At 45.4% G+C, this 17,608-nt stretch carries 24 protein-coding genes; 8 read left to right on the forward strand and 16 right to left on the reverse strand.

Going from position 1 to position 17,608, the window contains the following annotated elements; translation table 11 throughout:
- Positions 1-162: 162 nt before the first annotated feature.
- The 4 genes from xerD to spoIIM all read right to left on the reverse strand — a co-directional run bounded on the left by xerD (position 163) and on the right by spoIIM (position 2,701).
- A complete protein-coding gene (gene xerD, locus AC0VXY_RS13605) occupies positions 163-1,056 on the reverse strand; it encodes a site-specific tyrosine recombinase XerD (RefSeq protein ID WP_435990249.1) in 894 nt (297 codons plus the stop codon).
- Positions 1,057-1,062: 6 nt separating this feature from the next.
- Entirely contained in the window at positions 1,063-1,290 is a 228-nt protein-coding gene (locus AC0VXY_RS13610) for a YqzK family protein (protein ID WP_435990248.1), read from the reverse strand.
- A 187-nt stretch (positions 1,291-1,477) separates the two neighbouring features.
- Complete coding sequence (fur, locus tag AC0VXY_RS13615; protein WP_034758188.1) at positions 1,478-1,936, reverse strand: ferric iron uptake transcriptional regulator; 459 nt, start codon at positions 1,934-1,936, stop codon at positions 1,478-1,480.
- Between the two features lie 111 nt (positions 1,937-2,047).
- Positions 2,048-2,701, reverse strand: a complete 654-nt coding sequence (gene spoIIM, locus AC0VXY_RS13620; RefSeq protein WP_435990247.1) for a stage II sporulation protein M — start codon at positions 2,699-2,701, stop codon at positions 2,048-2,050.
- Between the two features lie 125 nt (positions 2,702-2,826).
- Here spoIIM and AC0VXY_RS13625 point away from each other — a divergent pair, with 125 nt between their 5' ends.
- Positions 2,827-3,402 carry a GNAT family N-acetyltransferase gene (locus tag AC0VXY_RS13625; RefSeq protein WP_435990246.1) on the forward strand — a complete coding sequence of 192 codons (576 nt, stop codon included), beginning with the start codon at positions 2,827-2,829 and terminating at the stop codon, positions 3,400-3,402.
- A gap of 56 nt (positions 3,403-3,458) precedes the next feature.
- On the opposite strand, the gene AC0VXY_RS13630 is transcribed toward AC0VXY_RS13625, so the two are convergent.
- A complete protein-coding gene (locus AC0VXY_RS13630; RefSeq protein ID WP_435990245.1) occupies positions 3,459-4,013 on the reverse strand; it encodes an NUDIX hydrolase in 555 nt (184 codons plus the stop codon).
- A gap of 81 nt (positions 4,014-4,094) precedes the next feature.
- Here AC0VXY_RS13630 and mciZ point away from each other — a divergent pair, with 81 nt between their 5' ends.
- Positions 4,095-4,220 carry a Z-ring formation inhibitor MciZ gene (gene mciZ / locus AC0VXY_RS13635; protein WP_435990244.1) on the forward strand — a complete coding sequence of 42 codons (126 nt, stop codon included), beginning with the start codon at positions 4,095-4,097 and terminating at the stop codon, positions 4,218-4,220.
- Positions 4,221-4,299: 79 nt separating this feature from the next.
- A complete protein-coding gene (locus AC0VXY_RS13640) occupies positions 4,300-5,223 on the forward strand; it encodes an aldo/keto reductase (RefSeq protein WP_435990243.1) in 924 nt (307 codons plus the stop codon).
- 27 nt (positions 5,224-5,250) lie between these two features.
- Here the strand turns inward: AC0VXY_RS13640 and AC0VXY_RS13645 are convergent, their stop codons facing one another.
- From AC0VXY_RS13645 to AC0VXY_RS13665, 5 genes are all read right to left on the reverse strand, one after another.
- Positions 5,251-5,802, reverse strand: coding sequence for a GrpB family protein (locus tag AC0VXY_RS13645; protein ID WP_475525532.1), 552 nt, complete (start codon positions 5,800-5,802; stop codon positions 5,251-5,253).
- Positions 5,781-6,011 (reverse strand): YqkE family protein, encoded by a 231-nt coding sequence (locus AC0VXY_RS13650; protein ID WP_435990241.1) that lies wholly within the window; start codon positions 6,009-6,011, stop codon positions 5,781-5,783. Before AC0VXY_RS13650 ends, AC0VXY_RS13645 begins: the two co-directional genes overlap by 22 nt.
- A gap of 116 nt (positions 6,012-6,127) precedes the next feature.
- Positions 6,128-6,790, reverse strand: a complete 663-nt coding sequence (locus tag AC0VXY_RS13655; RefSeq protein WP_435990240.1) for a CoA transferase subunit B — start codon at positions 6,788-6,790, stop codon at positions 6,128-6,130.
- 18 nt (positions 6,791-6,808) lie between these two features.
- On the reverse strand, positions 6,809-7,501 hold the full coding sequence (locus AC0VXY_RS13660; protein WP_475525533.1) for a CoA transferase subunit A: 693 nt from the start codon (positions 7,499-7,501) through the stop codon (positions 6,809-6,811).
- 35 nt (positions 7,502-7,536) lie between these two features.
- Entirely contained in the window at positions 7,537-8,724 is a 1,188-nt protein-coding gene (locus AC0VXY_RS13665; RefSeq protein ID WP_475525534.1) for an acetyl-CoA C-acetyltransferase, read from the reverse strand.
- Between the two features lie 175 nt (positions 8,725-8,899).
- Between AC0VXY_RS13665 and AC0VXY_RS13670 the strand changes: the two genes are divergently transcribed.
- The 4 genes from AC0VXY_RS13670 (at position 8,900) to AC0VXY_RS13685 (ending at position 11,943) form a co-directional block, all read left to right on the forward strand.
- Complete coding sequence (locus tag AC0VXY_RS13670; protein WP_435994475.1) at positions 8,900-9,799, forward strand: hydroxymethylglutaryl-CoA lyase; 900 nt, start codon at positions 8,900-8,902, stop codon at positions 9,797-9,799.
- A gap of 61 nt (positions 9,800-9,860) precedes the next feature.
- Entirely contained in the window at positions 9,861-9,992 is a 132-nt protein-coding gene (locus AC0VXY_RS13675; protein ID WP_258261711.1) for a hypothetical protein, read from the forward strand.
- A gap of 128 nt (positions 9,993-10,120) precedes the next feature.
- A complete protein-coding gene (locus tag AC0VXY_RS13680; RefSeq protein WP_475525535.1) occupies positions 10,121-11,047 on the forward strand; it encodes an alpha/beta hydrolase in 927 nt (308 codons plus the stop codon).
- Positions 11,048-11,070: 23 nt separating this feature from the next.
- On the forward strand, positions 11,071-11,943 hold the full coding sequence (locus AC0VXY_RS13685; RefSeq protein WP_475525536.1) for an aminoglycoside phosphotransferase family protein: 873 nt from the start codon (positions 11,071-11,073) through the stop codon (positions 11,941-11,943).
- 551 nt (positions 11,944-12,494) lie between these two features.
- Here AC0VXY_RS13685 and AC0VXY_RS13690 read toward each other — a convergent pair.
- Positions 12,495-12,827, reverse strand: a complete 333-nt coding sequence (locus tag AC0VXY_RS13690; protein WP_336200136.1) for an iron-sulfur cluster biosynthesis family protein — start codon at positions 12,825-12,827, stop codon at positions 12,495-12,497.
- Between the two features lie 130 nt (positions 12,828-12,957).
- On the opposite strand from AC0VXY_RS13690, the gene AC0VXY_RS13695 reads away from it, so the two are divergent.
- Entirely contained in the window at positions 12,958-13,173 is a 216-nt protein-coding gene (locus tag AC0VXY_RS13695; protein WP_034758155.1) for a CDGSH iron-sulfur domain-containing protein, read from the forward strand.
- A 50-nt stretch (positions 13,174-13,223) separates the two neighbouring features.
- On the opposite strand, the gene AC0VXY_RS13700 is transcribed toward AC0VXY_RS13695, so the two are convergent.
- The 5 genes from AC0VXY_RS13700 to AC0VXY_RS13720 all read right to left on the reverse strand — a co-directional run bounded on the left by AC0VXY_RS13700 (position 13,224) and on the right by AC0VXY_RS13720 (position 17,571).
- Positions 13,224-13,556 carry a YolD-like family protein gene (locus AC0VXY_RS13700; RefSeq protein WP_475525537.1) on the reverse strand — a complete coding sequence of 111 codons (333 nt, stop codon included), beginning with the start codon at positions 13,554-13,556 and terminating at the stop codon, positions 13,224-13,226.
- Between the two features lie 23 nt (positions 13,557-13,579).
- Positions 13,580-14,842 (reverse strand): Y-family DNA polymerase, encoded by a 1,263-nt coding sequence (locus tag AC0VXY_RS13705; RefSeq protein WP_475525538.1) that lies wholly within the window; start codon positions 14,840-14,842, stop codon positions 13,580-13,582.
- A gap of 378 nt (positions 14,843-15,220) precedes the next feature.
- Positions 15,221-16,006 carry a glucose-1-dehydrogenase gene (locus tag AC0VXY_RS13710; RefSeq protein WP_435990231.1) on the reverse strand — a complete coding sequence of 262 codons (786 nt, stop codon included), beginning with the start codon at positions 16,004-16,006 and terminating at the stop codon, positions 15,221-15,223.
- 13 nt (positions 16,007-16,019) lie between these two features.
- Positions 16,020-16,871 carry a GRP family sugar transporter gene (locus AC0VXY_RS13715; RefSeq protein ID WP_435994473.1) on the reverse strand — a complete coding sequence of 284 codons (852 nt, stop codon included), beginning with the start codon at positions 16,869-16,871 and terminating at the stop codon, positions 16,020-16,022.
- 175 nt (positions 16,872-17,046) lie between these two features.
- The gene (locus AC0VXY_RS13720; RefSeq protein ID WP_475525539.1) at positions 17,047-17,571 is read right to left on the reverse strand and encodes a DUF3221 domain-containing protein; all 525 of its coding nucleotides are present in this window, start codon (positions 17,569-17,571) and stop codon (positions 17,047-17,049) included.
- Positions 17,572-17,608: the final 37 nt, after the last annotated feature.

The raw sequence follows: 17,608 nt of genomic DNA on the forward strand, positions 1-17,608 counted from the left end.
ATTTTCGACCTTCAAACGTATCTTACCCTTATCCACTTTGAAGCAATCGACAGGATTTAACGTCAGAAGTCTGACATCTATATTTTACTTTTCCCTTTCAAAAAAAACAAGAGAGATCCCTTAAAGAAACGTAATTTCTTTATGGAATCCCCCTTCATTCTATTAAGCTCTGGGATGGAATTGCGAATAGACATCCTTTAAGCGTGTTTTCGTCACATGTGTATAGATTTGGGTCGTGGAAATGTCTGCATGACCGAGCATTTCCTGAACCGCCCTGAGATCCGCCCCATTCTCCAATAAATGAGTGGCAAATGAATGACGAAGCGTATGAGGCGTCAAATCCTTCTCAATATTGGCTTTCTTGGCAAGGGCCTTTAAATTCTTCCAGAAGCCTTGTCTTGTCAGCCCTTTTCCATGGTGATTCAGAAACAAATGATCATCACGGTGCTTCTTGCTCCGTAATTTCAAACGTGCATCACTTAAGTATTTCTCGAGGACATCCATGGCCGTCTGCCCGATCGGGATAATCCGCTCTTTGTTCCCTTTTCCGATGCACCGGACAAATCCCATGGTCAAATGGACGTCTTCCAATTGAAGCTGGATAAGCTCGCTTACCCGTATCCCCGTCGCATAAAGAAGCTCAAGCATCGCCTTGTCCCTCATCCCTAAAGGTGTCGATTCTTCCGGGGCTTCGAGTAGAGCTTCAACTTCAGCGATGCTCAGGATCCTTGGGAGTGTCCTCTCGGTCTTTGGTGTCTCGATATGCACCGTCGGATCCTGTTCCGTCGCCTTTTCCCTCAATAGGAATTGATGAAAAGACCTGATCGATGCCACATGACGGGCAACGGTCTTTGAAGATTTCCCCTGGTTTTTCAAATGGCCGAGAAACTGCAGAATATTCACCCTTGAAACGGTGTTCAATTCCGCCACTTCCTCAACCTTCGATAAATATAAAGCATAATTCTTCAAATCGCGTTGATACGACTCGATCGTATTTTTTGCAAGCCCTTTTTCTACTATTAAAAAGTGCATGAAATCTTGAATATGGTCTTCCACACTGCATTACTCCCCGTTCATATAAAAAAATAATAATCGGTCATACCAATGGCTTTCTTCCTCTGTCACGGAAGAATAAACCTTTACCGCTGCTCCCTCTGGCTCATCATATTTGTGATAACCTTCGTATTCTTCGCTTATCCACATGATACCATAGTAAAACAAAATCGTTGAGCCAGTAAATAAAATAAACACCTTAATGGTCTGCCATACCACTTGAACCCCTTTTATCATCCTGTCGTCCTCCATATTCGCTTGCTTATTAATACAAGCTATGACGATTTTGAATTGTTTTATACCTTATGGAGTCAGAAACCGCGAAAAATTCCGGGAGGGTATGAAAAAAGCCTTAAAGAGTATGTATGGGATGTTTCCGATTCTAGAAACAACACAGGGGTCTTTAAGGCTTTCCGGCATCATCTTATTCTTCTGGATCCTCTTCTTTATCCTGACATCTGGAACAAATGCCATGAAAGGTGAGGCGGTGGTCTTTTATTTTAAACTTCCAGTCTCGTTCGACAATCGTTTCCACGTCTTCTAAAAGATCATCTTGAATTTCATCGACAGCTCCACATTCAATGCATACTAAATGGTGATGGAAGTGGGCTGCCCCTTCTTGCCTGAGGTCATATCGCGATACACCATCGCCAAAATTGATTTTATCTACAATTTTCAGTTCAGACAGCAATTCCAATGTACGATATACGGTCGCCAGTCCAATTTCCGGAGATTTTTCCTTAACGAGGAGGTATACATCTTCGGCGCTGAGGTGATCTTCTTCATGTTCCAATAACACGCGTACCGTAGCTTCGCGCTGTGGCGTAAGCTTGTAGCTGGCAGAATGAAGCTGTTTTTTTATTCGTTCAATGCGGCTTTCCATAGTCCTCTCCTCCCTCGTCAATTTCTTTACTATTATATCAAAAAGGGAGGAATAAGCAAAATAAAATAATTATAATCAAAAAAATAAAATGATTCTTATATAAGAATCATTTTATTTTATTTTCCCTATGACCGCTTCCATTAAAGCAGGTGAAAGATAGGCTTCAATACTAGCGGCAATGGTGACGATTCCGATGGCCACCACCATGAAGATGACGTATCTGGACAAAAAAGGGATCATCTGGAACTGCATGGACGACGTCTGCCTCATAAAGATCTTCCGGATCAACGTCAGGGAGAAGTTCGCGCTGATTGCACCTATGAAGATAAATGCCGGAATGATGATAATATTTTGTGGCAGCACGCTCACAAAAGACAATAAAAATCCGCTCCAGCCCATTTGATTCACAAGAAACCCGACAGAAAAGCCAACTACGACACCCTTCATAAACAATAGAACGAAGATGAGGGGCAGCCCGATGATCGAGATCCCGAGGAGCCACATCAATCCGAGATACTTCACATTATGGAGGAAACTTTGACGGAAGAGCTCTTCCGCTGACGTCATGCTTCCATCCTCCATCTCACTAAAGAACTTACTTAAATAGAAATAAAGGTCCTCCTTTTGGGCAAATGATAAAGAATTCACAACAATCGCACCAAAAATGATTCCCATTAAAAACAATGTAATGATAAATAAATAGATTGAGGAATGTGCTTGTACATGCTGAACGAGTGGATTTGAATTTGACATTTTTTTGCGCATCACAGTGCTCCTCCTAGATATCGATTACTAATCTATATGTAAGGTGGAAGACGTTTATTCTATTCTATTGAACTTCCATAGGGATAAACGTATAATCATAGAAACCCCAATGGGAGGAATATAGTATGACCAAACCAAGTTTAATCGAATTCCCCTCCAGGATCGAAACTCCACGCCTTTTCATTCGGCCATGCATGCCCGGTGACGGTACAGACGTGTTTCATGCCATTGCAGATTCGCGGAATGAGTTACAACCATGGCTCCCCTTCGCCCGGAAAGAACAGACCCTTGAAGAGGTGGAGGCAGGCGTCCGGGAATCCTATGCAGATTTCATTAAGAAGACCGATATCCGACTACATATCTATTTGAAAGAAACGAATGAATTCATCGGATCCACAGGTCTTCACCGCATCGATTGGGATGTACCTAAAGTGGAAATCGGGTATTGGCTCAACTCACGGCACACCAAAAAGGGGTATATCGTGGAAGCCGTGGAGGCGTTGACCCATTTCGCCCTACACGACCTTTCCTGTAAGCGTGTGGAAATCCGTTGTGATGAGAGAAACAATGCTTCGCGGAGGGTGCCTGAGAGGCTGGGGTTCCTGCTTGAGGGGATTATAAGGAATGACCATCTTGATAAAAATGGGACGGATGCACGTGACACATGTGTGTATTCTCTAGTTCCTGGAGACCTGGATTAAACATTTCCATCCAAAAAAGCTGGACCCCTCTCAACGGGAGTCCAGCTTTCTTCACATCAACTCTTATTCCCCAACTTCTCCAGTTGCAGATACTGAACCGCATAAGCCGTTTTTGCATCATAAATCCGCTGATCTTTAATGAGCTGCAGTGCCTCTTCCACTGTCACCTCAATCAATTCGACAAATTCGTCTTCATCCGTTTCTTTCGACTCCAAGATGGGATGGATATCGTGAGCGATATACAAGTGAACGAGCTCATCCGCAAATCCCGGTGAAGTATAAAATGAGATAAGATGCTCCAGATTTTCACATCCATACCCTGTTTCTTCTTCCAGTTCACGCAGGGCTGTTTTATCAGGCTCTTCACCCGGCTCAAGCTTTCCGGCAGGTATCTCGATGATGGATTTCTCCAACGCTTTACGGTACTGCTCCACCATCACCATTTTCCCTTCCGGTGTCAATGCGATGACCGCTACAGCCCCGGGGTGCTTGATCAGTTCCCGCTTGGATGTCTTGCCGTTTGGAAGCTCGACTTCATCCACTTGAAGATCAATGATTTTCCCTTGATAGATCGTTTCTGTGTTGATGGTCTTTTCTTCAAATTTTTTCATCGTTCAACTCTCCTTGTTCTGTCATTGCCTTTGTCCTCATACATTTTACCATATCCCATTCGAGGATCGAGGTGAAAACCCTTGAAGGTGATTGCTGAAAAGGACCGGATCATCCTGGTAGGGAAAGCATGGGAAATCAAGGCAAAGCTGAAGGAATATAGTCTAACCTATTCCACTGTGAAAGCATGGATCGACGCCAATCGTTGAATCCGACCGTTTTCTTTGTTTATTCGTCCTCACTTTCGTTAATATAATAGAGAGTGCTAATGTCGAAAGGACGGATACCATGGAAAAAAGACGGATAGGAAACTCTGATTTATTAGTCTCAAAGATGGGACTCGGCTGTATGTCCCTTGGAACCGAAGAAAGCGCCGCGAAGGAAATTGTGCAGCACGCTTTAGAAAATGGAATCAATTATCTTGATACTGCTGATTTATATGACTTTGGGCAAAATGAAGAAATCGTCGGCAACGCCATTCGTGATGTCCGGGACGACATCATCCTGGCCACAAAAGTGGGTAACCGTTGGGATGACGTGGAAGACGGCTGGCGCTGGGATCCTTCCAAATCCTATATCAAGACTGCCGTTAAGGATAGCCTTTCACGCTTGAAAGTGGACTATATCGATCTTTACCAGCTTCACGGTGGGACGATCGAAGATGAGTTTGAAGAAACAATCGAAGCGTTTGAAGATTTGAAGAAGGAAGGACTGATTCGTTATTACGGCATCTCTTCCATCCGCCCGAATGTCATCAAGCGATTTCTAAGTTCATCTTCCATTGATAGCGTCATGATGCAGTACAGCTTACTGGATCGTCGTCCGGAAGAGTGGAGGGATCTGCTGGATGAAAATAAGGTGAGTATTGTAGCCAGGGGACCTTTGGCCAAAGGGCTTCTTTCTGAAAAAATGCTTTCCAAAGCTTCTGCGAAAATGAAGGAAGATGGCTATCTGGACTACTCTTATCAAGAGCTTGAAGAAACACTCAAGTCTATCCATGGGAAACTGGGGGACAACCGTTCAATGAACGAACTTGCCCTGCAATATATTCTCGCTCATGACTCGGTGGGTGCTGTCATCCCGGGAGCAAGCTCCGTTCAACAGCTTCAGGAGAATATCGATGCTGTGAATGCGGGATCTTTATCTTCCGAAGAGCTTGACATGTTAAAACAGTTAACCAAATTATCACGTTATGATCAACATAGGGACTGAGTGACACAAAAATAAGCGGGTCAGGGTTTATTGGTTCCCTGCCCGCTTATTTTTTTCATACCAGCTTAACGCCTTTTTCTCAAGGGTCTTCACAAATTGATCCTTCCCTTGAATGTAGCCCTCCATATCGTGCGGGAACTTCTTTGCAAGCATTGATTTCAGGTCACCATACCGTTTTGCTTCCCCGTTAAATTCCCTCAAATAATCACGAAACGCCAAGTGCCTGACTACATGATCGATTCCATAAGGAAAAATATGAAGATGTACGGTTCTTTCATTCCCTTCTCCTTTATAGAAGTAGCGGCGGTTATGGATGCCATTCTCTCCCTTTCCCACAAAATGCAGTTGGCTGAATTGATCTCTACGTTCATCAACGCTCTCTAAGCTTGGTACTTCTATCATTATGTCTATGATTGGTTTAGCAGCCAAGCCCGGTACGGAAGTTGAACCGATATGATGGATGGTTGCCTCAGGAAGGAGCTTATTCAGACTGCGTTTTTCTTTTTCAAATTTCTCCTGCCAGTCTGATTGATGGGGTACCACTATCACATCCCTCTTCAATCTTTGTAGTTCTTCCAATTCAAATTGCTTTCATTCAACAGCTCTTCGAAACTTTTATTCTTCTCACGCTGTTTTTTCTCTTCAATTTTCCGGAGGCGCTCTTCTTCCTTTTTCACAGACTCAACTTTTTCAAGCTCTGCCTTCTTTTGCTTCAGTTGTTCGAAGAGGTCCCCGTTGATGGAATTTTTCAACGTCAATTCGGCTTCCTGTTTCTTTTTCTTGGACATGTACTGATTCCCCCTATCTGTCATAGTTATAAATCTTTTTTCCACTTTAGTCAAAAGGCAGGCTCAAAAAAAGCCGGTCAAAAGAGGTTCTCTCCCCTTCTAACCGGCTTTCTCCATCAATAGGCTTCGAGTACTACGTCGTCCCCGACGATCAACGTCGCATCCGTGGATGATTGGATATCCTCCACAGAGAAGCCGTTCGCTACTTCGCGAAGCAGTAATCCTTCTTCCGTGACGTCCATCACGGCGCGATCCGTGATGATGCGGTCAACGACGCCTTTTCCTGTCAGAGGAAGGGTGCATTCTTTCAGGATCTTGCTTTCACCAGCCTTATTGACATGTTCCATGATGACGATGATGCGCTGGGCTCCGTGAACAAGATCCATCGCTCCGCCCATCCCTTTGATCATTTTTCCCGGGATCATCCAGTTGGCAAGGTCCCCGTTTTCGGCTACTTCCATTCCACCAAGGATGGCGATGTTGATATGCCCTCCGCGGATCATTCCGAATGACTCCGAGCTGTCAAAGTAAGAGGAGCCCGGAATCGCTGTAACGGTCTCTTTTCCGGCATTGATGAGGTCGGCATCGACTTCATTTTCATCCGGATATGGTCCGATTCCGAGTAAACCATTTTCAGATTGAAGGACAACCTGTTTGTTTTCTGTAATGTAGTTGGCTACCAGCGTAGGCATTCCGATTCCTAAGTTGACATAGAAACCATCTTCAATTTCCTTTTCCGCTCTTCTTGCAATTCTTTCACGCATTTTGGCACGATCCATCCCGTTCCACTCTCCCTTCTATGCTTGTCTCATTGTTCTTCTTTCAATCCGTTTTTCCTGCTCGGCCTGTATCAGACGCTGCACATAGATGCTTGGTGTATGCACTTCATTCGGGTTGATGTCCCCGATTTCAACAAGTTCTTCTACTTCGGCGATCGTCACTTTCCCCGCCGCTGCAATCATCGGGTTAAAGTTCTGTGCCGTTTTATTGTAAATCAGATTCCCCATCTTATCGGCCTTCCACGCCCGGACAAGTGAGAAATCCGCCGTAAAGGCTTCTTCCAGTAAATATTCTTTCCCGTTAAATGTGCGGGTTTCTTTTCCTTCCGCTACCGGTGTCCCGACTCCAGCAGGCGTGTAGAATGCAGGTATCCCTGCGCCACCTGCTCGGATTTTCTCAGCAAGCGTCCCTTGGGGAACCAATTCCACTTCAAGCTCACCTGATAATACCTGACGTTCAAATTCTTTGTTTTCCCCAACATAGGAACCTATCATCTTATCAATCTGCTTATTCTTCAGTAATAAACCCAAGCCCCAATCGTCTATCCCGCAGTTATTTGAAATGACGGTCAGGTTTTTCACCCCTTTTTCCACAAGGGCAAGAATGAGTTTTTCAGGGATTCCGCACAGACCGAATCCTCCAACCATCAATGTTGCTCCATCGTGAATGTCTGCCACCGCTTCGTCATATGAAGTGTATACTTCTTTCATTGTATTCCCTCCTCGAATCTGGATTTTCCCATTCCTTATTTATGAAGTTCAACCACTGTTGCTACTCCCTGACCTCCACCGATACAAAGAGTAGCGAGTCCGTTTTGGACGCCTCTCTTCTTCATTTCATGGATTAGTGTCACAAGGATCCGTGTACCGCTGGCTCCAATCGGGTGACCAAGTGCAATGGCTCCCCCGTTTACATTAAGGGCATCCTTTTTGAATTGAAGTTCTTTATCCACCGCCAATGATTGAGCGGCAAATGCTTCATTCGCTTCGATCAATTCCATGTCTTCTATAGTCATCTTCGTTTTTTCCAATACTTTTTTCACGGCGGCAACCGGTCCGATTCCCATGACGCTTGGATCTACACCTGCATTGGCGTTCCCTTTGATCGTCACGAGAGGCGTGATGCCAAGTTCGTCTGCTTTCTTCCTGGACATGACGACAACGGCAGCGGCCCCATCATTGATGCCCGATGCATTACCGGCTGTCACAGAGCCATCTTTTTTGAAGGCAGCCCGAAGTCCCGATAACTTCTCGGCCGTTGACCCTTTACGCGGGAATTCATCCTGTTTGAACACAACCGGATCCCCTTTTCGCTGCGGGATGGAAACCGGGACGATTTCATCATCAAATCGGCCGGATTCTATGGCTGCTGCTGCCTTTTGCTGACTCCATGCAGCGAATTCGTCCTGTTCTTCCCGTGAGAGAGAGTAACGGTCACATAGATTTTCTGCCGTCACACCCATGTGGTAATCATTAAAGGCACACCATAAACCGTCTGATATCATGCTGTCGACGACTTTCTGGTCCCCCATTTTGTATCCTTCTCTTGCTCCCTGCAGCAGATATGGAGCCTGACTCATATTTTCCATTCCACCTGCAACGATGATATCTGCATCCCCGGAAAGGATTGCCTGCGTTGCGAGATGAACCGTTTTTAATCCTGATCCACACACTTTATTAATCGTCATGGCCGGTACCTGTTCAGGCAGTCCAGCTTTGATGGATGCTTGACGAGCCGGGTTCTGTCCCAACCCTGCCTGCAACACATTCCCCATGATCACTTCATCAACATCATTCCCGCTTAAACCAGCCTTCTCCAGGGCATCTTTAATGACAATCGCTCCAAGTTCCGGAGCGGAAATACCTTTTAAAGATCCGTTAAAGCTTCCGATGGCCGTGCGTACTGCACTCACAATGACAACTTCATTCGACATCGTTCTTCCTCCCTTTCTCTTCTGACTGATGTGCTTGCCTATTCATAGCTTATAAAATAGTTCCACTTTAACTCATTCTATGTAAGCGGTTAAATTCCTCTAAATTCGTCAAAAAATTTTTATATTGATTTATATGTCGAAATTTTCTTAAAATGAAAGAGGGAGGAGTGAAATGATGAATTTACCTAAAAAAGCCACGATCATTGAAGTAGGTCCGAGAGACGGCTTGCAAAATGAAAAGAACTTTGTTCCGACGGACGTTAAAAAAGAATTTATCCATCGGTTGAAACAATCAGGTGTGAAAGAAATGGAGCTGACTTCGTTTGTTTCCCCTAAATGGGTTCCACAAATGCAGGATGCCGGTGAGATTGTCGATGCCTGCATGACAATGGATTCACGAGATATCGTTCTTGCACCAAATAAAAGGGGGATCGAGCGGGTATATGAAACAGGATGCCGTTCTGTAGCCGTCTTTGTCGGTGTCAGCGATTCCTTCAATCAAAAAAACATTAATAAAACCACTGAGGAAGCCATGAAAGGACTGGCTCCTCTCATTGCGGAGCTGAAAGAAAAGGGCTATTTCGTGAGAGCCTGCATTTCGACCGCTTTCCACTGTCCATATGAAGGGAAGATCTTACCTGAAGATACTCTTTCCCTTTGTCAGGAATTCGTTTCATTAGGTGTGGATGAATTGAGTGTCGCCGATACGGTCGGACGGGCCAATCCGTCTGAAGCCTATCATCTCTTTTCATTACTAAAACAAGAATTACCCGACACACTGCTTACGGCACATTTCCATGACACCCGTAAGATGGCGCTCGCTAATATCCTTGCGTCGCTCGAAGCGGGAGTCGACCGCTTTGACACAAGTGCAGGTGGACTCGGAGGCTGCCCTTTCGCCCCCGGTGCAACAGGGAATGTTGCGACTGAAGATGTCGTGTATATGCTTGCGGAAATGGGGGTTTCCACAGGGGTTGACCTTGAGAAACTCGCCCTTGCCATCGACGTCGTGAAACCTCATATCAGCCGTCCTGTGGAAAGCGGTTATTATCGCCTTTATGAATTGAATCAGTAGTGCATATGTCCTTTCTCCTCCGAGCATTCTAAAGGGGATAACCTTTAAGGAGATGAGTCACATGAGCCAAAAACGCGATAAAGGATTCAGTCAAAAAGGCAAACCGAATGCAGATACGGTTTCTAACACCATGGCGAAAGAAGAACTGGATAAAGCCATTCATCCTGCTAAAGGACAAAATGCCAAGTCGTAAGCGTCAGTTCTTATTCACCGTGAAAAAAGTGTCTCTTTTTGAGGCACTTTTTTATTATGCTTTTAAAATTCCTCTTTTTTCCTTCTTTTGCTACAATATGTGTAAACGATGCTCCTTGAGGTGATGATATGCGAAAAAAACTTGCGATTCTGGGCGGTACCCTTTCTTCTATCGGGCTGCTTGGGGTTTATATAACCAATCGATTTATGTATTTACCAAAAAAAGGGGATGACTTCATTCGTTCACGTGAAACGGAATCGACCCGTGTGATCGAAGATGAATATGATTCCCTCCCTAAAGAAGAAGTAATGATCCCTTCCCAGTACGGATATGACATAAAGGCGGTTTTCGTGAACCCCCACCCTCATAAAAAATTTATGATTTTTTCCCATGGGGTGACGGAGAATAAATGGAATTCGATTAAATATATGAATCTGTTCATCAAACAGGGTTTCAATGCCGTGATTTATGACCACAGGCGTCACGGGGAATCCGGTGGTAAGACGACAAGCTACGGGTATTTTGAAAAATTTGATCTGAAGGCTGTTGTGGATGAACTGATCCGTCGTGAAGGAGACGATGTATTCTTCGGAATCCACGGCGAATCGATGGGAGCTGCGACTTTGATCCTCTATGCAGGAAGTGTGGAGGACCGCGCTGATTTTTATATTGCCGATTGTCCCTTCTCTGACTTCGGTGAACAGCTTGCCTATCGTATGCGTGCGGAAGTGAAGATGCCGGCAAAGTTCCTCCTTCCCCTCGTGGACGGTATGCTGAAGCTGCGACAAGGATACACACTAAAGGATTTATCTCCTGTTTCGGTTGTTCAAAACATCCGGAAACCTGTGTTATTTATCCACAGCCAGAATGATGACTTCATCCTGCCTCAAATGACAAAGGATCTTTTCGAAAAAAAGCAGGGGCCAAAGAAGCTGTTCCTCGATTTCCACGGGACCCATGCCCAGTCATACAATGACAACCCTGAACAATATGAGGAAGTAATCCAACGTTTTCTGGAGCAGTTTGTACCAACCGACAAGGGAGAGATCTCATGATTCCAACCGATTTCAAATTAAAAATGCAAACCATGTATGGCGATTCCGGTCGAGAGTGGTTATCCCACTTGGCAGGTCTACTGGACTCATTTAAAAAGCGATTCGATTTAACCTACAGTGAACCTTTTTCATTAAGCTATAATTTTGTAGTGCCGGTTCAGATCGGGCGTGAACAGAATGCCGTTTTAAAGGTCGGGTATCCGAACAATGATTTTTCCAATGAGTTTCATGCGCTTCAGGATTTCCAGGGAAAGGGAATGGTGAAGATGCTCGACTGCAGTAAGGAAGAAGGCTGGATCCTTTTAGATCGACTCATGCCGGGACCTTCCCTTCTCTCTATTGAGGATGAAGAAGAGGTCCTCTCTATCTTCACCCATATTGCCAAGGGACTTTGGCATAAGCCTGTCAGTTCTCATTCTTATCCCACGGTTCAATGCTGGTCAAAGGGAATCGGGAGGTTACGGGAACGGTTTAATGGAGGAACCGGTCCCATTCCTCCGGAGCTCGTCGTGAAAGCTGAAGCGCTTTATCCGGAGTTGCTGAATACGCCCACAGACCTCTATCTTCTTCACGGTGATCTTCATCACGGAAACATACTCTACTCCGCTTCTTCCGGTTGGACCGCCATTGACCCTAAGGGGCTTATCGGAGAGCGGGAATATGACTGCATCCAGTTTATGTTGAATGAATGGGAGAAATGGGATGCGCCGTTAGAGCTCCTCCGATATAGAACTGAGACAATCGCGTCCCTGCTTTCCCTCTCTTATGAGCGATTGCTTCAGTATGGATTTTGTCATTCAATTCTGTCTGCTTGCTGGTCTGTAGAGAGTGGACTGGATGGATGGAAAACCGGGGTTTCTTTGGCGGGGATGTTTGAAGAGCTGTTGGGTGATTAATGGATAATCTCCATTAATTACCCAATAAACTGGAATTATATGTTAATATTTATATAACTAGTTTTTTACATGGGGTGGATTTTATGAGAGAGATTGCATTGGCCTTCGGGAATATCTTTGGAGGGATCGCGCTTATCGCCCTCTTCGCTTTTTTGTGGGGAAGATTTGAGGACTATTTCATTGTCAAATTAACCGCCTTTCGTCAGCAGCTCTTCCTCTTCTCCCTTACCCTTTTCATTGAAATTCTTTTTCTTCTTTCTGTCTATTCCTTTTTCCACCTGGCTTTTTTGGATGCCCTGTTCATTTCTTGCACCGTCTTCCTATTTGTCATCTGGGTGATCCCCTACCATGCTCATTTCAATATGAATACAGACTTGTTGTTTTTGAAAAAATTCGGGCTCTCTTCTCCGATACGGATTTTCAAGCCGGTCCGCTCCCCGTTTTTTACAGGAACTCTCCTTTTTTCGTTTTTCGGTTTCATGGTTATATTTTGGGCGTATTTTTGGTTTTAAGAACATAAAAGCTCCGGCATGCACCGGAGCTTTTGTGTTCTATTCCTCAGGGTACATCAAAAAGTTCATTCTCCCATTGATGATTTGAGCGGGGCTTTTTAATTGGAATGTATTGCTTTGGGAAGAAAAATCGATTTTCAGCTCTTCGTCAAGAAAGACCATCTTTGATTTTTCTACTAGGATTGGATAACTGTTCGTGTCGATCTTGATATCTTCCCCCTCCACAGGGTGATGGACAAACCACAGGGTAGGAATGCCACTCACCACACAGCCGCAGCCTTCTGTATCATATTTTAGTTTCAGGTGACCTTGTTTGTTTTCTATTTTATCCTCGATCTTTTGGATTGCTTCGTTCGTTAGTTGGATTTTCATTTGACGACCTCCTCTGTCCTTTATCCTACCACATTTCATTTGTTCCTTTTAGAATATTGCTTTTTTACTCTTTTCATCTTACTATCGATAGTGGGGATTCTTTTGTATTTTCTAGAAAGGGTGGGTTTTCATGACAAAAGCTCAAATTAAAGTGAATGATAACGGTTCTTTTCGCGTAAGCGGCGATGTGGAACTGATCGATGCTGATGGAAATGTATTTCCAACGAAACAAGTGTTTACTCTTTGCCGCTGCGGTCTATCAACCAACATGCCGTTTTGCGACGCTTCTCACAAAGGGAAATTTGAATCATGTGTTCGTGCAGAAAAGGTATTGGACGAAGAGTAAATGGAACGAAAAGAGAGACTTCACCCGAAGTCTCTCTTTTCATTTGGAAATCAGTCGAAAAAGCGAATATCCACAACGCTTGCCAGTGGAATATAGTGTACGTCTTCGAACCTGTCTACGACGTGCAGTTTCCCGTCCAATGGGTCGACATGATGAACGGTTCCGATTGATAATTGATGACGGTGCTTCGCATAATGGGTGATCGATACCATTCTACCAAACTCCATCGCTTCAGCCACGACTTCATTCATCCTGTCGAGCTCCTGTTCATCCAGTTCGATCCTCTTTTCGTGTGTATCTTCCTTTGCCCAATCCCTCAGGAGCTTCACGTGCTCGGGGAGCATCATGGATGTCCATTTGATTCTTCCTCGATCCCGGATCAATTCTCTTCACCTCCTGTTATTCATTATGATTTATGTCCGCCGAGCAGACGGGCCCGATGCCTTGCCGTTCCCGCTTCAGTGTAGGAGATGGCGCGGAGAAGGGCGCCTGAACCATATTTATTCCGGATGTGGTCCACTACATACCCGAGTTCCCGTTTCTCCCACCGGTCAGGTTCGAACAGGGAAACCTGCAGCGCTCCGTCCTCTACAATATTCGAAAGGGCGATATTAATTTTCCGTACGGTTTTCCCATTGTAGTTCTCTTCGAATAGTTCCAGGCACACCCGGTACAGATCCATGGTGATATTGGTCGGTTCTTCCATCGTTCGCGACCGGTGGAATCCCCCTCCGAATTCTTCGTGGCTGTAGCCGATTCCGAAGCTCACGGTCCGCCCGGCCTTGCGATGGGTCCGGGCACGTCTCGCGACCTCTTCGCACATTTCTAAAATGACGCGTTTGATTTCCTTTCTCTCCTTATAATCCCGCAGCAGGATCTGACCCTTGCCGAAGCTGACCTGCCCATCCATGATCGGTGCCCCTATTTCGGAGAGGTCCACCCCCCATGCATGGTAATAAAGCTGGTTCCCCATCACACCGAACTTCGCCTCAAGCTTTTCCAGGTCATACTTCGCCAATTGCCCGATGGAGAAGATGCCCATGCGATTGAGGGTCTTCTCAAGACGTCCTCCAATCCCCCACATTTCGCGCAGCGGCGAGAGAGGCCACAGCTTTTCGGGGACGTCTTCATAGGTCCACTCGGCGATTCCCTTTTTCTTAGCGTCAAGATCCAGGCACAGCTTGGATAAGAGCATATTAGGGCCGATTCCGATGGCACAGGGAAGCTGGAATTCCCTTTCCATATCGTCTTTGATTTTGCCGGCGATGGTGGCCGCGTCCCCCCAGAGACCCGTCGCCCCATCAATCTTGATGAAGCTTTCGTCCACGCTGTACGTGTGGATGGCATCCTTTGGCACATAACGATGAAACAGGCGGGTCAGCTCCGTGGAGATCCGGACATACGTCGCCATTTTCGGCTCTACAAGCTGGATTCTCGGGTCGTTTGGAATTTCAAACATCCTCGAACCCGTTTTGATTCCAAAATCCTTCTTCATCCTGGGTGAGGCCGCCAGGACGATGCTTCCCTGCCGACTTTTATCCCCCACTACAGCCAAGTGACATTCAAGGGGATCCAGCCCTTCCATGACAGCCGAACAGCTAGCATAAAAGCTCTTCATATCGATGCACAAAATCTTGTGGTGTGGCAGCACACTGTAATCGACAGTCATATCCTCATCCTCCATCCTACCTAAAAACAGAACAAACGTTCTTGTACAGTATATCTATGATTCTAACCGAATATACGTTCCCTTTCAACTTAAATAAATGGTAATAGAGAAAATAACAAGAAAAGCGGAGGCGGCTTGGACAGAGGCGACAAGCATAAGACGAACCTGCCGGAAAGGCGCCCTTTGCCTTTTTGGCAGGTTTGACTTATGACCTCGAGCCTCTAGACGCCGGAGCTGGACATCAAGAAAAGCGGAGGCGGCTTGGGCAGAGGCGACAAGCATACGATGATTGGCACAAAGGGTGACGTACAGCAAAATCAGAGTAAAAAAAATAAGTCCAAAATCATTTTTTTGATTTTGGACTTATCCTTTCATACATCAACCTTTTCCAGCTTGGAATCCCGGGTATTTCGTCATGCCCCCATCGGCGATGAGCGTCGTACCCGTGACGTAGCTTGCCTGATCAGAGGCTAGAAATACGGCGCAGGAAGCGACCTGTTCAGGTTCTCCGATGTAGCCGAGGGGAATGAGTTTCTCCACTCCCTTTTTCTTTTCCGGATCGGAAAATTTCTCGGCATTGATCGGTGTATCAATGGCTCCTGGAGCAATATTGTTCACGCGTATCCCATCTGGTGCAAACTCCAGCGCCAGGCTTTCCATCAGCAGTTTCACTCCTCCTTTACTGGCTGCATAATGAGCGAAGTGAGGCCACGGGATAATTTCATGGACAGACGATACATTGATGATCGATCCCTTGATGTGATGTTCGAGCATGTACTTCGCCGCTTCTCGGCATCCGAGGAATGTACCTGTCAAGTTGGTGTTGATGACCCTTTGCCAATCTTCAATCGGCAGGTTTTCAGACGGAACCTCATTTTCGATTCCTGCATTATTTACGTAGATATCCAGACGGCCATACGTCTCATGAGCAAATCGGACAAACTCCTGGACATCCTCTTCTTTTGACACATCCCCTTGAATGATGGAGGCAGTCCCACCTGCTTCTTCGATTTCCTTTACCAGTCCTTCAGGGTTTTCTTCTTCTTTGAAATAATTAATGACCACTTTACAGCCTTCAGAGGCAAACCGTTTAGCAATCGCCTTACCTATACCAGTAGCGGCACCCGTGATGATGACAACCTTATCCGTTAAATCTGTATACATGTTCAATTCCTCCTTAATCTTTCGTAAAGCCCAATAGAACCCCGCCGATGATGATCAGGACACACCCTGCAATGACGAGGAGGATCTGCTTTTTCGATTTCTTTTCCCCTAAGAAGAACAAACCACCGAGAGTGGAAATGACGATTCCCGTTTGGGACAGGGAGAAGCTTGTCGCCACACCGATCCGGGGCAGGGCAAGGAGCAATCCGAGATTCCCGGATGCCCACATAAGTCCGGTTAAAATATTTCGAACCGTGTATTTGTTAAATGGCTTATGCCTGAATGTGATGACAACGGCTCCGATGAACATACCGATTGCCTGTGGTAAAATCGCTTCCCATCCGTCAATATCAAACCATCTTAATATGACGACATAAGCTATGTATCCACAACTGGAAAGGAGCAGCGTCAACAGACCTTTTTTCAATTGAGAGCCTTCATCCCCTTCGGACTTCTGTGTGAATGAGGTGAGAACGACACCGATGATAAGAGCCAGAACCGCCCCGCTTCCAAGGAGAATCGTTTCAGTCGCCTTCCATTCTTTAAATACCAGAACACCAAAGAGCGTCGTTCCGATCAGCTGCATCCCCGTTGAGATCGGCACGGTTTTCGAAACGCCGATGAATTTAACACTTGCCAGCTGGTTCACTTGCCCGACAGCCCAAAAGACGCCGGAAATAAACCCGATGCCCCAGACAAATAACGTTAACTCAGGGGACTTGATGAAGAAGACGCCAATCGCAAACAGCAGTGAACCAACCGTGATCCCAACCGTTTGACTGTAAGCATTCCCTCCAAGTTTTACACTTACAAACACAAGACTTCCCCACGCGACCGCGGGGATCAGGGCTAAAAGAATCCCTATCATACATCCACATCCTTTTTCCGACAATAATCATAGTTTTCCTCTGAAACAAAAATTCTACCCGTTTCGTCTGGAAAAACGTAAAATATTTCTCACTCTCTGATGCATACCCTTCTTCCGTCCCGTATAATCTCAAAAAAAGAAAAGAAAGCGTTGAGGTGAAATCAACGCTTTCTTATTTGGTAGAAGTATGTATCGGAACAATGACCCTTTCATTCTCCACATTCACCATTACATGGACATCACGGTCGAGGGAAAGATCTTTGAATCGTAACGAATAGAGGCCGGTGGGATTTTTTTCGATGGATTGGATGACCACCTGTGAAAACCGGGGATCGCTCATGACTAATTTCACGACAGTCTCTTCGATTTTGCTTTCTTTGTCTGTCAGAAATACCAGTTGGTCCGCCGAAGCTCTCCTGGGATAGGATTCCTTCATCTCCCCATTAAAGATTACATTCACTTTTTTACCCATCTCTATATCTTCTTTATGAAGTTTTTTATCATGATCTGTCAACATGACAGTTTGTTGAGTGAAAGAAAACCAAACATCATTGATCAGCACCTGATTGTTTTCCAATTGGGTGACAAAGCCTATGAAATTTGTGCTGCCCTGAGATGAATTGACCGATGTCGACGGCCCGCAGCCAGTGAATAGTATACAGGAACAAAGTATCATAACACTCAAACATTTCTTCATAGACTCCCCCCTTATTAGATTAGACGATCGATGGTAC

The organism is Rossellomorea sp. QJM3NY_18, from assembly GCF_056173145.1.